Below are 13272 nucleotides of genomic sequence, written 5' to 3'. Positions count from 1 at the left end.
CAGTGAGAATTTAACTAAGGGGTGGTTATGAAAGTACTTCGCGGTCTTGCACAATACTATGTTGACCTGATGATGAAGCTAGGCTTAGTGCGTTTCTCTTTGCTTCTCGCGTCAGCGTTAGTTGTGCTCGCCATGATAATGCAAATGGCGGTAGCGATTTTTCTTCGGGGGCAAGTCGATAGCCTCGATATGGTTGGCTCCATTTTCTTTGGCTTAATTATTACGCCATTAGCAGTTTATTTTCTTTCGGTGGTGGTAGAACAATTAGAAGAGTCTCGCCAGCGTTTAACGCGCATGGTTGATAAGCTCGAAGTGATGCGAAAGCGTGATGCGGAACTGAATACTCAGCTGCAAGGCAATATTGAGCAACTTAACTTAGAAATTTTAGAGCGTGAAAAAGCCGAAAGCGCCCATCTTGAGTTGTTAGAGCAACTCAAACAAGAAATGAAATACCGTGAACAGACTCAAATTGAGTTTGAACAGCAATCTGTTTTACTGCGTTCGTTCCTCGATGCTTCCCCTGATCTTGTCTATTATCGCAATGAAAACAATGAATTTTCTGGCTGTAACCGTGCGATGGAGCTGCTCACCGGTAAGAGTGAAAAACAGCTAGTCGGTTTAACACCATTGGATATTTATGATGAAGAAATTGCTGCCAAAGTGATGGAAACGGATGAAAAAGTTTTCAGACACAATGTGGCATTAACCTATGAACAGTGGTTAGTTTACCCTGATGGGCGAAAAGCCTGTTTTGAGCTGCGAAAAGTGCCATTTTATGACCGCGTAGGGAAACGTCACGGGCTAATGGGGTTTGGACGTGATATTACCGAGCGTAAGCGTTATCAGGAGGCGTTAGAGAACGCTAGTAGAGAGAAGACCACCTTTATCTCTACTATCAGCCATGAGCTTCGTACGCCGCTTAATGGCATTGTGGGGCTTAGCCGCATTTTACTGGATACTAAGCTTACCAAAGAACAATCAAGCTATTTAAAAACCATTCACGTCAGTGCCGTCACTTTAGGCAATATTTTTAATGATGTGATTGAAATGGACAAAATTGAGCGTCGCAAAGTCCAATTGGATAACCAACCTGTGACATTGCCTGAATTTGTGAACGATTTAGAAAACTTAAGCGGGCTACTGGTTCAGCCGAAAGGCTTGAAGTTTGTTATGGATGTCGCACACGGCTTACCTAAAACCATTCTGACGGATGGCACGCGTTTACGCCAAATTCTGTGGAACTTAATCGGTAATGCGGTGAAATTTACTCAGAAAGGTGAAGTTAAATTAAGCATTTGGCGTGAAGCGGATGACAAGCTGTTTTTCCAAGTCAAAGATAGTGGCATCGGTATTCCGAAAGATGAATTAGATAAAATCTTTGCTATGTATTATCAGGTCCGTGACTCCGCAGGTGGACGTCCTGCAACGGGAACGGGGATTGGGCTTTCTGTATCCCGTAGGTTAGCACAAAGTATGGGGGGCGATATTCGTGTGGAAAGCGATATTGGACATGGTTCAACATTTACTTTGTCGATTATAGCCCCTGAAGTTGAGGCTGAAATCGAAGAGCAGCAACAGCACGACGATGATTACCCATTACCAGCGCTCCATATCTTACTAGTGGAAGATATTGAACTAAACGTGGTTGTGGCGTGTTCTGTGCTGGAGAACCTTGGCAACACAGTTGATGTTGCAATGACAGGTAAAGACGCGCTAGAGATGTTTGCACCTGGGGAATATGACTTAGTTCTACTGGATATTCAACTTCCTGACATGACGGGGTTAGATATCTCTAAACAGCTTAAACAACAGTATGATAAGGATGATTTACCACCATTAATCGCCCTTACCGCGAATGTCCTCAAAGATAAGAAAGAGTACTTCGATGCGGGAATGGACGGTGTTCTGAGCAAACCATTATCGGTTCCTGCGCTCACTCAAGTGATTGAGCAATTCTGGGGCGAGAATGCATCTTCAAATGACAAGCATGAGGAGCAAGTGGATATGGCAGAAGTTGATGAGTCAATTTTAGATTGTGAAATGTTAGAGCAATACATTGAATTAGTTGGGCCAAAACTGATTTATGACGGCTTAGAGGTGTTTGAAAAAATGCTACCGGGCTATTTAGCGATTCTCGATTCCAATATGGTGGCTAAAGATCAGAAGGGAATTGTTGAGGAAGCTCACAAAATTAAAGGTGCCGCGGGTTCAGTTGGTCTGAAAAATTTACAGAAACTCGCTCAGCAAATCCAATCCCCTGAATTACCAGCATGGTGGGACAATGTGCAAGAGTGGGTTGATGAGTTAAAACAGGATTGGAAATCAGATATAGAAACATTAAGAAACTGGGTGGATGGTCGTACAAAAAAATAACCCCAACCTAAGTTGGGGTGCGCGAATACTGCGCCAACACCAGGGAAATCATTGATTCGCTTATAATTTTTATCTTAGGCGAATCATTAAAATGCATTTGTCACGACTCAGACGTTATCAAGATACCAAAATTTATCGAACCTGTTACAAGATTCATTAAAATCTGTGATGAAGATTGATGTTTGTCTGCTTTCGCTCTGGGGAGTAATTTACTACAAAAGGACGAAGATATGAAATCAATTGCGGTAATTTTAAGTGGCTGTGGTGTTTTTGATGGAAGCGAGATCCATGAATCAGTATTAACTATGCTTGCTTTAAGTAAAAATAATGCAGAAGTTCACTTTTATGCGCCAGATGATTATCAAGCTACTGTAATTAATCATGTTAATGGCGGATTAAAAACAGAAAAACGTAACCAAATGGAAGAGTCTGCACGTATTTCTCGTGGAAAAATAGCGCCTTTGTCATCAGCAGACGCCTCTAAGCTAGATGCCCTTATAATTCCTGGTGGTTTTGGTGTGGCAAAAAATTTATGTGATTTTGCGGTGAAGGGAAGCGAATGTGAAATTAATAAACAACTATTAAGTTTAGTACAGGCAATGCACCAACAGAAAAAGCCGCTAGGGCTGATGTGTATTGCTCCTGTCATGCTACCGAAGATGTTAAATACATCAGTGAAATTGACGATTGGTAATGATACTGAAACGATTGCCCAAATTGAAAAGATGGGTGGACAGCATGTTGTTTGCACGGTTGATAACATTGTGGTTGATGAATATAACAAAGTTGTTACAACCCCTGCTTATATGCTGGCTCAATCCATTGCTGAGGCAAATATAGGTATCAATAAGCTGGTTGAGAAAGTATTAGAAATGGCGTAATTAACTCAATGCAAAAGTTTGTTTCTCGCTTGTGGTATTGGTTAAAGAAGATCACACTTTCATTACTTGCCCTCTGGCTAGTGTCTGTTGTGATCTTCAAATTTATACCTGTTCCCTTTTCTGCAGTGATGGTCGAAAGACAGCTTTCTGCATGGGTAAGCTTTAATTTTTCTTATGTTTCTCATTCGACTTGGGTGAGTGAAAAACAGATTTCTCCCTATCTTTATCTCGCTGTCATTGCTTCTGAAGATCAAAATTTTCCTCATCATTGGGGATTTGATCTTGATGCAATTGAGCGAGCATATAAACATAATTCGAGTAATAAACAGACAGTTAGGGGGGCTTCAACAATCTCTCAACAAACAGTGAAAAACTTATGGTTATGGGATGGACGAAGCTGGATAAGAAAAGGCCTTGAAACAGCAATGACGCCAGTTATGGAGTTGATGTGGTCAAAAACTCGGATCATTACTGTTTATCTTAATATTGCGGAGTTTGGAGAAGGGGTTTTTGGTGTTGAAGAGGCCGCAAATAAATTCTTCAATAAGCCTGCTAGTAAGCTTTCCCGGCAGGAAGCTGCACTTTTAGCCGCTGTTTTACCTAATCCTCATCGATTTCATGTGAAAAATCCATCTTCATATGTTTTAAAAAGGCAAGCGTGGATACTTAATCAGATGAGCTTATTAGGAGATAGGAATTATCTGAAAAATAACGATATAGGTGAGGAATAAAAAAAAAGCCATGAATTTGACTTCATGGCTTGATGCTTTGTAACAATAGGTTACTAATTATAATCAATTGAGATAAGTAAATGCCGTCGTTACACGACGAACGCCATCCGTTTCACTCGCAATTTTTGCTGCTGCAGCACCTTCTTGCTGAGTGAGTACACCTAATAAGAAGACTTCACCATTCTCAGTGATGACTTTAACGCTGCCTGATTTCACTTCGTCACTGGCTAAAATCTTAGATTTTACTTTGGTGGTTAACCAAGTGTCTTTTGACGCGGTACCTAAATCAACGGGCTGACCTTGTCGAACCTCGTTATACACTTTTTCTGTACCATCAACGTTACTGGCGATTTGTTTGGCTTTATCTGCCCATGACATGTCGGGAGATTGTCCAGTTAACAAGACATTACCTTTATACGCCGTTGCAATAATACGGGCTTTGCTGGTGATATCTTTATCTTTGTTAAGTTGACCACTGACTCGGGCTTCTAATGTGCCATCATCAACTTGCTGACCAACAGAACGAGGGTCTGTAGCGCTTTTGGTAGCTACTGCGGCAGTACCCACAACGGCAGCACCAATACAACCTTGTAAAAGAACCGCGCTAAACACTATGGCAAAAATCGGAAGTAATCGCATTTTGTCTCCTTAGTCGTTCTGGTGAGGAAAGAGCGTGTTATCGATAAGGTCACACAAACAATTCACTGTGAGTAAGTGTACCTCTTGAATTCTGACACTATGCTGGGATGGAATACGAATTTCAACATCTTGTGGTCCTAAAAGACCTGCTAACTCGCCGCCATCATAGCCAGTGAGTGCGACAATGGTCATATCGCGCGTTACCGCGGCTTCTACGGCTTTAATGATGTCGGCACTGTTACCATGGGTTGAGATAGCCATTAATACATCGCCGTGCTGGCCTAGCGCTCGAACTTGTTTTGCGTAGATTTCAGTTGGCTGCTTGCTTCCTGAAATCGCGGTGAGCACGGTATTATCCGTATTTAGCGCAAGAGCAGGTAAACTTGGGCGCTCAGTTTCAAAACGGTGGATCATGCTTGCTGCAAAACGCTGTGCTGTTGCTGCGGATGCGCCATTGCCACAACACAAAATTTTATTACCATTAAGCAGTGACTGTACCATCATCATTGCAGCACGAGAAATTGCATCGGGCAGGGCTTCAGCTGCGGCAATTTGAGTTTGGATGCTTTCAGTAAAGCAAACTTTTATTCTATCTAGCACTTACTTATATTCCTGTTCACTAAGATTAAATGCGTTTTGAATCCACTGAAATTGCTTGCCGGTGATTGCACAGATATCAAAGCGGCAGGGTGTTGTTTCAAAACTTTCTTGTCGTTGAGCAAGCCAATATTGTGCGGTGGACAATATTTTTCTGCGTTTGTGCCAGTTTACTGATAAAAGTGCGTCTCCGTAATCACTATTCTTGCGAAAACGAACCTCTACGAATACCCAGCCTGATGTATCTCGCATGATCAAATCGATTTCTCCCGCACGATTTCGAACATTGCGTGCAACAAAAGCGAGCCCTTGCTGCTTTAAATAGGATAGCGCTTGGTTTTCGTAATATCGACCAGTCAACCATTTTAATGATTTTTTAACGGTTTTCATGACATCCTTGTCTGAAAAATAGGCAGCAATAAAGCGACCTCGTTTAATTTATTGCGCAGACGCTACTTGCCCTTGCTTAAATTGCAGCCATGGCAATTCACGATAAATAACACAGTTATCATGCACGCTTAATGTACCGGATGCACCGTTAACACGGAACTGATCACTGTGCTGCTGCAAGTTATCGTAGTTATTCGCCAGCGACCATGCATCAATACCCATCGCATACAGGCGGAACAGCGAATAATCATTATTCACTTTGCCTTGAGCTTGTTTACGTAGGTTGTTGTTTGCGCCAGCAAGTAATGGAACTTCGCTGAATTTCACACCTTCCATTTCGAAACGATAATCCGCATTTGAGTTCCCTTGGTTACTGCGCGAACTGGCATATAAAGCAGGGCGCTGACGGGAACTGATTGCCATATCGATCATCGGTTTGACGAGGGTTAATTCATCGCGTGTTGCCACGATATAAACCGCATCAACACCGCCACTGGTTGGAGCCATTCCTTGGGTATCGATACTGATTGGGGTACCCGTCATACGGATCCCTTGACCACGGTTGATCGACTCTTTTAAGGATGCAGTAGAACCAAATGTTTGCATCAGTGCAGTGCCACCGCCTTTTGCTTGCCACTCTTCGGCAAATGCTTTTGCGATGCGATCACCAAATGGGGATGCAGGCACTAATACTAACGGCATCTGTTTACCGTCTAATTTCATTTGGTTAGCGGCATTTTTCGCTTCATCTTCAGGGGATAAAGAGAAATAACATAAATTTGCACGTGGCTGTAATTGGTTAGCGTCTAATTCATTCAGTGCCAATACATTGACGGGCGCATTCATTTGAGCAATAGCTTGCACCTCTGATTTCAGTAGAGGTCCAACAATTAAGTTATACCCTTCAGAAGTGGCCTGAGCGACTAACTGAGGGATCGCTTTGCCTTGTGTATCAAAGACTTTAACGCTTTGGGTATTGGTTGGTGCTGCATCAATGCGCACCCTGGATGAAGCCACTTCGGAATTGGTATTTTCATTAACCGTTGCAGCCACTTCTTGGTAAATCTGGTCTAGCACATCATTACCCGAGCTTTGTGGCGCAGTTGGTGCTTCAGAAGCTTGAGATGCAGGGCCTGAAGGTAAACCTTTTTGTGCATCAAGGAAGCCTTGCATGATGGCTTGACCAAAGACTTGCCCCTGTCCGCTCATCGGTAAAAATAGCGCAATACGTGGGTTAGCACCGACTTTGGAGATGGTTCCTTGAACTAATGCGCTTGGCAGATTTTTGGCGCCCGGATTATGCGGATAGCGAGTTTTCCAGTCTTCGATGCCAGTACGGAGTGCCTCTGGGTCATCTTTGTTATTTTGGTAGATATCCAGAAGGTCGACCCAGCCCAGTAGAATATTTTCGTCAGCTTCGATTCCTTGAATCTGTTCTGGCTTCATCTGTGTTAACATCTGCCACAGAGAATCAATATTCGCCTGATGTTGTACAGGATCGGTTAGCAGAGGTTCTTGGCTGATAAAAGCACGCAGGACATCCATCGACGGTTTGCCTTGAGCGGTATCGATAACGGACTGGTAATGGCTGGCATCAGAAACGCTAGGCTGCTGGGTTGTTGTCGAGGTTGTCGATGATTCGATTTGGCACCCTGTTAATGCCAACGTGGACAACATCGCAGTGCAGATTAATCTTTTTTTCAAATGCAAAAAAATTGAAGGACGCATACTGTATCCAATGGTGTATTTTTCAATTGCTTAATTTTAAACCGGCTATTCGGATGAAACAATGAATCAACCTAATCAAGCAGTGGTTATGGCATCTACGCTGTACATCGTGCCAACCCCAATTGGTAACATGGGAGATATCACGCAACGCGCGTTAGATGTGCTTAAACATGTTGACCTAATTGCTGCGGAAGACACAAGGCACTCAGGCATTCTCTTACAGAATTTTGCCATCAATGCGCGCATGTTTGCGCTACATGATCATAACGAGCAGCAAAAAGCAGATCAATTAATTAGCAAGCTTCAACAAGGGGATAGTATCGCATTAGTCTCGGATGCAGGTACACCTTTAATTAATGATCCTGGCTATCACTTAGTCAATCGCTGCCGTGAGGCTGGCATTCGCGTTGTCCCATTACCGGGCGCTTGTGCAGCCATCACTGCCTTGTCAGCGGCGGGTTTACCTTCAGACCGTTTCTGTTATGAAGGGTTTTTACCCGCGAAAACCAAGGGACGCAAAGATGTTTTGCAATCCTTAGAGCAAGAGACTCGAACACTGATTTTCTATGAATCTACTCATCGCTTGTTAGACAGTTTAGCAGACATGGTAGCAGTGTGGGGACCTGAGCGTCGTGTGGTTTTAGCCCGTGAATTGACCAAAACCTGGGAATCGATTGAAGGGCGCACAGTTGGTGAATTACTCGAATGGGTAAAAGAAGACGAAAATCGTCATCGCGGTGAAATGGTACTCATTGTGGAAGGGTATAAGCCACAAACGGATGAATCGGCGATTACGCCAGATGTTATTCGTACGTTGGGTTTACTGCAAAAAGAATTACCACCGAAAAAAGCGGCTGCGATCACCGCAGAAATTTATGGTCTGAAGAAAAATCAGTTATACAAATTGATGCTAGACCAACAAGACGGCGAGTGATTTTTGTTCAAGTGCCGTTTTTTTTGTCTAAGTATAGGTTTTGACGCAATTTGGCTGCCATTGAGTCTGTACAAGCTAGTGTAAAGTGCCTATAATTCGCCGCGGAGTTGGTCAGACAACCGCTGCTTTATCGTAGTCCCTTCGGGAGACGGGTAGAGGGGAGGAAAGTCCGGGCTCCATAGGGCAGGGTGCCAGATAACGTCTGGGAGGCGCGAGCCTACGACAAGTGCAACAGAGAGCAAACCGCCGATGGCCTGTTTACAGGATCAGGTAAGGGTGAAAGGGTGCGGTAAGAGCGCACCGCGCGACTGGCAACAGTTCGTGGCATGGTAAACTCCACCCGGAGCAAGACCAAATAGGGGTTCATATGGTGCGGCCCGCATTGAACTCGGGTAGGTTGCTGGAGCCAGTGCGCAAGTGCTGGCCTAGATGAATGGTTGTCCACGACAGAACCCGGCTTACCGACCAACTCCAATTTTTTCGTCATACTTCAAGTTGTGACTGCGTTGGCTTCATTCGTCAACCCTAGTCACATACTTGTGTATGCTCCTAGGGATTTCCTCATTTTGCCGCCTTGGCACACCTCGAATTATTTAGAAAAAATCTCAGCTTGAATGATATAAAGAAAACGACAAGTCAAATTATTTAGAAAAATCTCTATTTACTTATCTTCCTATCAACACGCCATATCCATCGCCAACATCGCAAGGCAGTGATGCAAATCAATACGAGCTCTGGGGACTTAAATACAATAATGGTATTTAAAATGCATGTTAAAGAGATAGGCGGACATGGCAAAGAAACCCTCAGTACGATACCCTCGCCGTCCTGGTACCATTGGCGGAAAACTCCCTTGGAATGATTGGCGCAACGCCTCGACATGGCGGAAAGTCGTGCAAATCACGCTTTTGGCGATCAACATTTATATAGGCATTACCTTCTATTACTGGGTGCGCTATTACGAAACGGGCGGTGCGACGTTGTATCTTCCTCGTCCGGGAGGCATCGAAGGCTGGCTGCCTATTGCGGGGTTAATGAACTTAAAATACACCATTGAAACAGGGGGATTACCTCCCATACATGCCGCAGCAATGTTTCTCTTGGCTTCCTTTATTATCATCAGTTTATTACTGAAAAAATCCTTTTGCTCATGGCTGTGCCCGATAGGCACAATATCGGAATATATCGGGAAAATAGGTCAGAAACTGTTTCGTTTTCAAATCAAAGTACCTAAATGGCTCGATATCCCCTTAAGAGGATTAAAATACCTACTCTTAGCTTTCTTCCTCTATATCTCGCTCTCCATGCCTGCGCAAATGATCCAATACTTTATGATGTCGCCTTATGGGATCATCATCGATGTGAAAATGCTGGATTTCTTTCGTTATATTAGTAGCGCCTCACTCATCACAGTTTCTGTTCTTGTCGTCGCTAGCCTGTTTATTCGTAATGCATGGTGTCGTTATCTTTGCCCTTATGGTGCATTACTAGGGATATTTTCGCTATTCTCGCCGGTTAAAATTCGCCGAAACGTAGAAAGCTGCATTGATTGCGGAAAATGTGCCAAAAATTGCCCATCACGCATTCCTGTTGACCAATTAATCAACGTCAGAACGGTAGAATGTACGGGGTGCATGACGTGCGTTGAATCTTGCCCAGTGGCATCAACATTGGCTTTCTCATTACAAACGCCGACTAAAAAACACCAAATCCCTTTATCGGGAATGGTGATGGCCATTTTGACCCTAGGTATTTTATTCGTCACTATTGCGGTTGCGGCTTACCTCGGCGTTTGGGATAGCCCGGTTCCTGATAACTATTGGTTTCATATCATACCGAATGCCAGAGGAATAGGTCATTGATTCAAAAGGAAGAGTAAAAAATAGAGAATAAAAATAAAAAGTAAAATGCCCCACGGCACAAAAAGTGAGTGGGGCATTGGCTGCTTTGTCATGGTTATGGCGGTAAGTACTTTAACGTCTCGCTAATATTTATTTTCTTATGTGTAGCTTATTGCTACATCAATTTACCGCTTTTTTAACCATGTTTAGCAATTGGCGGACATCCTCTGGGCGGGTATCTCCAGTGGCTTGATCAATAATAGAACTGTAAATATGTGGGATGATTTTCTTCACGCCAGCGTCGAGGGCGATTTGCAAAATCTCGGCGAAATTTTCTAAATCAATACCGCCCGTTGGCTCTAAAGAAAAATCAAACTTCGCGCAAGCTTCTGCGATAGCTTTATATTCCTCAATGTACTTCAAGCCCTGCATATTAAAGAACTTCACAGAATCTGCGCCCATATCTTTGAGCATCATAATGGCGGTTTCAATCGGCACGATACCATCAGGGGCTTGAGCGCTTAATGGGCCTGTTGAAATTTTCACCATGCCCACCGTACCCGTTGGGGAAATCAACGCATTCACAAACGTTTCATTCTGACCTAGTAGCGCGCGGCTAATCGGTGCGCCCGTAAACACTTGATTCACATGCTGAGGTTGAACTTCTTTCGAAATCAGAGACACCATGGTGGACTGCTTAGGGTCGCCGGCACCTAAACCGACAGACAGCGCATTATCCACTTCCTTGGCGTACACCTTCATATCCGCAATGGCACTTTCAAGGTCAGGATAATTTTTAGATAACACCCCAACCACCACAAAACTCTCCGCCGCGGCATAAATATCTTTTGCGTTTTGATGGCTCCCTGCTAGAACGTTCAGGCACACACGATCATGGTAAAAATTTGGTGACAACTTCATGTTAAATTCCTTCTACTAACGTACGAATTTGCTGCGAAATGACGTCAAGTTGCTCGGTGCTGACGCTGCGAATATCGGCTTCAACCTTTCCTTCATTGGCTTTGTACTCACGAAAATAAATCGCAGTATTGCCTTGCTTCAGCTCATCCATGATTTGGTAGGTGGTTTTGCCAATCGCTTTTTCATCGAAACTGATCTCGGCTCTGGCGATATCACGCCCAGCGGCATCCCAAACAATACGGGCTGAAATACCGGCTATCGTATTTAAATCTTTAAGGAATTTATCCATACGGCTGACCATTTCCGCCCCAGTTTCTTTGGTAGCGGTGAGGTACTGCTCGATAGCCAGTGTTAAGCCTAAAATGCCTTCTTTACCAACTTTCATCGCACGACCAATACCTTGAGATTGGCGTTTTACCCATTCAACATACTGTTTTTTACCGACAACTAAGCCACTGGTTGGTCCTTCAATTGCTTTGGCGCCACTGTAAATCACAATGTCGCCACCCGCTTGGTAATAGGCAGTTAAATCTTCTTCCGCGGCCGCATCCACGATCAAGGGAAGCTGATGGGCATGAGCGACTTTGGCGGCTTCCGCCACGGTTAACATACTCTTTTGTACAGTATGGTGGGATTTGATATATAAAATGGCAGCGGTTTGCGGGGTGATTTTTGCCGCTAACTGCGCAGCGCTACATTCATTCGCAAAACCCGCTTCAATCACTTTACCGCCACCTAACGTGACCATGGTGTCCACGGGGGCGCCAAAGTTCACGTTATGCCCTTTTGGCAAAATAATTTCGCGAGGAACGGATTTGCTGGAGGAGTGCAAATTAAGCAGCAAATCCTCATCATCTTGCACAATCACCGCCGCCACCGCTTGAGCAATACCCGCAGAGGCGCAGGAAACCACAACCGCAGCTTCAACATTGAGCAGTTGAGCGATGTACTCCCCAGTTTTGTTCACTAAGTCTTTAATTTCAAAATAATGGTTCAGCCCATACGCTACGCGCTCGACGACTTCAGGTGTTGGGGTCGAAACGCCTAAAATAGTCATACGACCGGAGGCATTAATAACGTGTTTTAACTGATATTTTTCATAGATTGATTGCATGTTCAGATTCGCCTTGTGCAGGAATAATGTGCTTTCCACCAACGATGGCAGCAACAGGAACAAAACGATGGGTACCGATGCGATGCTCGCCGTCGGCATCCGTCAGCTCGGTTGCCTCTTCTTTGAGGTCAAATAGGGTGATGTCTGCATCAAAGCCCGGTTTTAAATAACCTTTAGCAGGAAGAGACAGTAAATCCGCGGCTTTCTCAGTGACACAGCGTAAAATTTGTTCGGCGCTAAAGCCCATACACAGGAATTTCGTCATCACGAATGCAAGGCTATAGACGGGACCATTCACTCGGTTACGGTGATAGATATCTGAGCTGATAATGTCTGGATAGGTGCCAATTCGCATGGCTTGCTCTGCGACTTTGAAGCTAAAGCTTTCACCGCCGTGACCCACATCGAGGATCACGCCACGGGCGAGGGCGCGGGCAATAGATGGTTTTAGGTATCCATCATCCCCTAAAATTTTATTTGGTTTGCCATTAAAACAGTGGGTAATGATGTCCCCACGGGTGAGTAAGTCGGCGACTTCATCAATATTGGGCGGATTATTTCCAATGTGCACCATTAATGGAAGATGGTGTTTTTTCTGCATTTCTTTGGCTTTAACCAAAGGCGCAATACCATTCTCGCCCACCACACTTTTGCTCATGCGCGCTTTCATGCCCACCACAAAGCCGGGGTGGCGCTCAAGTGCAGCTTGGAAACTCGCATCGTCGATATTATCCATGTTGGACAGCTCATTCTGAGCAATAATGCCAATGCGTGAAATATTCAGCAGAGAGAAGACATTGGTTTTGGACTGAGTGGTGAGCCGATAAAACCTGTCAATATCATCAGCACCTACACTGCCCGCATCAACCAGTGAAGTGACACCACCAGCAGCACCAGCGAGATCAGGCTCATCGAAGTAAATTGGCGATTCGGTAAAACAGTGGGCGTGAGAATCAATCCATCCAGCGCTGACATACAGCTTTCCTTCAAGATCAATGATTTTTTCAGCTTGCTGATTGTGGGAAAGCTCAGGTCCCGCAGCTTGAATTTTTCCGTCTTTGATTAGGATATCGATAATTGAGCCATCGATACGCTTTCCTTGTTTGATGATTAGAGAATACAT

Annotated in this window: 12 protein-coding genes and 1 other RNA gene; 6 read left to right on the top strand and 7 right to left on the bottom strand. The window is 44.3% G+C overall.

What is annotated here, in order from left to right; translation table 11 throughout:
• Positions 1–27: 27 nt before the first annotated feature.
• From arcB to mtgA, 3 genes are all read left to right on the top strand, one after another.
• Positions 28–2373, top strand: a complete 2346-nt coding sequence (gene arcB, locus M5X66_RS14810; protein ID WP_036956128.1) for an aerobic respiration two-component sensor histidine kinase ArcB — start codon at positions 28–30, stop codon at positions 2371–2373.
• Between the two features lie 230 nt (positions 2374–2603).
• Positions 2604–3254, top strand: coding sequence for an isoprenoid biosynthesis glyoxalase ElbB (gene elbB / locus M5X66_RS14805; protein ID WP_036956130.1), 651 nt, complete (start codon positions 2604–2606; stop codon positions 3252–3254).
• An 8-nt stretch (positions 3255–3262) separates the two neighbouring features.
• Entirely contained in the window at positions 3263–3985 is a 723-nt protein-coding gene (gene mtgA / locus M5X66_RS14800; protein ID WP_154637157.1) for a monofunctional biosynthetic peptidoglycan transglycosylase, read from the top strand.
• A 63-nt stretch (positions 3986–4048) separates the two neighbouring features.
• Here mtgA and dolP read toward each other — a convergent pair whose 3' ends face one another.
• Genes dolP through M5X66_RS14780 form a run of 4 tightly spaced genes read right to left on the bottom strand, consistent with a single transcriptional unit; the run spans position 4049 to position 7339 of the window.
• Positions 4049–4624, bottom strand: coding sequence for a division/outer membrane stress-associated lipid-binding lipoprotein (dolP, locus tag M5X66_RS14795; protein ID WP_036956134.1), 576 nt, complete (start codon positions 4622–4624; stop codon positions 4049–4051).
• 9 nt (positions 4625–4633) lie between these two features.
• Positions 4634–5224: a DnaA initiator-associating protein DiaA gene (gene diaA / locus M5X66_RS14790; RefSeq protein ID WP_006659121.1), complete on the bottom strand. Its 591-nt coding sequence runs from the start codon at positions 5222–5224 to the stop codon at positions 4634–4636.
• A complete protein-coding gene (locus M5X66_RS14785; RefSeq protein WP_036956136.1) occupies positions 5225–5611 on the bottom strand; it encodes a YraN family protein in 387 nt (128 codons plus the stop codon).
• A gap of 48 nt (positions 5612–5659) precedes the next feature.
• Complete coding sequence (locus M5X66_RS14780; RefSeq protein WP_036956138.1) at positions 5660–7339, bottom strand: penicillin-binding protein activator; 1680 nt, start codon at positions 7337–7339, stop codon at positions 5660–5662.
• A gap of 61 nt (positions 7340–7400) precedes the next feature.
• Here M5X66_RS14780 and rsmI point away from each other — a divergent pair, with 61 nt between their 5' ends.
• The 3 genes from rsmI (at position 7401) to M5X66_RS14765 (ending at position 10135) form a co-directional block, all read left to right on the top strand.
• Positions 7401–8273, top strand: coding sequence for a 16S rRNA (cytidine(1402)-2'-O)-methyltransferase (gene rsmI / locus M5X66_RS14775; protein ID WP_270103688.1), 873 nt, complete (start codon positions 7401–7403; stop codon positions 8271–8273).
• A gap of 103 nt (positions 8274–8376) precedes the next feature.
• An RNA gene (rnpB, locus tag M5X66_RS14770) (RNase P RNA component class A) lies at positions 8377–8750 on the top strand.
• Positions 8751–9064: 314 nt separating this feature from the next.
• Positions 9065–10135 (top strand): 4Fe-4S binding protein, encoded by a 1071-nt coding sequence (locus M5X66_RS14765; protein WP_270103687.1) that lies wholly within the window; start codon positions 9065–9067, stop codon positions 10133–10135.
• A 159-nt stretch (positions 10136–10294) separates the two neighbouring features.
• Here M5X66_RS14765 and dagF read toward each other — a convergent pair whose 3' ends face one another.
• Genes dagF through M5X66_RS14750 form a run of 3 tightly spaced genes read right to left on the bottom strand, consistent with a single transcriptional unit; the run spans position 10295 to position 13272 of the window.
• Entirely contained in the window at positions 10295–11035 is a 741-nt protein-coding gene (gene dagF / locus M5X66_RS14760) for a 2-dehydro-3-deoxy-phosphogluconate aldolase (protein ID WP_036956146.1), read from the bottom strand.
• A gap of 1 nt (position 11036) precedes the next feature.
• Positions 11037–12149, bottom strand: coding sequence for a DgaE family pyridoxal phosphate-dependent ammonia lyase (locus tag M5X66_RS14755; RefSeq protein ID WP_036956149.1), 1113 nt, complete (start codon positions 12147–12149; stop codon positions 11037–11039).
• A complete protein-coding gene (locus M5X66_RS14750) occupies positions 12133–13272 on the bottom strand; it encodes an amidohydrolase/deacetylase family metallohydrolase (RefSeq protein ID WP_036956151.1) in 1140 nt (379 codons plus the stop codon). The genes M5X66_RS14755 and M5X66_RS14750 overlap by 17 nt, the downstream gene beginning before the upstream one ends.

The organism is Providencia sp. PROV188 (assembly GCF_027595165.1).
Classification (GTDB): Bacteria; Pseudomonadota; Gammaproteobacteria; order Enterobacterales; family Enterobacteriaceae; genus Providencia; species Providencia lanzhouensis.
Note: the sequence above shows the minus strand (reverse complement) of the source record. Positions and strands in the feature narration are given on the sequence as shown.

Coding starts and splice junctions, on each gene's coding strand:
- arcB (WP_036956128.1), top strand. CDS start 28: ATGAAAGTACTTCGCGGTCTTGCACAATACTATGTTGACCTGATGATG.
- elbB (WP_036956130.1), top strand. CDS start 2,604: ATGAAATCAATTGCGGTAATTTTAAGTGGCTGTGGTGTTTTTGATGGA.
- mtgA (WP_154637157.1), top strand. CDS start 3,263: ATGCAAAAGTTTGTTTCTCGCTTGTGGTATTGGTTAAAGAAGATCACA.
- dolP (WP_036956134.1), bottom strand. CDS start 4,624: ATGCGATTACTTCCGATTTTTGCCATAGTGTTTAGCGCGGTTCTTTTA.
- M5X66_RS14785 (WP_036956136.1), bottom strand. CDS start 5,611: ATGAAAACCGTTAAAAAATCATTAAAATGGTTGACTGGTCGATATTAC.
- M5X66_RS14780 (WP_036956138.1), bottom strand. CDS start 7,339: ATGCGTCCTTCAATTTTTTTGCATTTGAAAAAAAGATTAATCTGCACT.
- rsmI (WP_270103688.1), top strand. CDS start 7,401: ATGAATCAACCTAATCAAGCAGTGGTTATGGCATCTACGCTGTACATC.
- M5X66_RS14765 (WP_270103687.1), top strand. CDS start 9,065: ATGGCAAAGAAACCCTCAGTACGATACCCTCGCCGTCCTGGTACCATT.
- dagF (WP_036956146.1), bottom strand. CDS start 11,035: ATGAAGTTGTCACCAAATTTTTACCATGATCGTGTGTGCCTGAACGTT.
- M5X66_RS14755 (WP_036956149.1), bottom strand. CDS start 12,149: ATGCAATCAATCTATGAAAAATATCAGTTAAAACACGTTATTAATGCC.
- M5X66_RS14750 (WP_036956151.1), bottom strand. CDS start 13,272: ATGTATTCTCTAATCATCAAACAAGGAAAGCGTATCGATGGCTCAATT.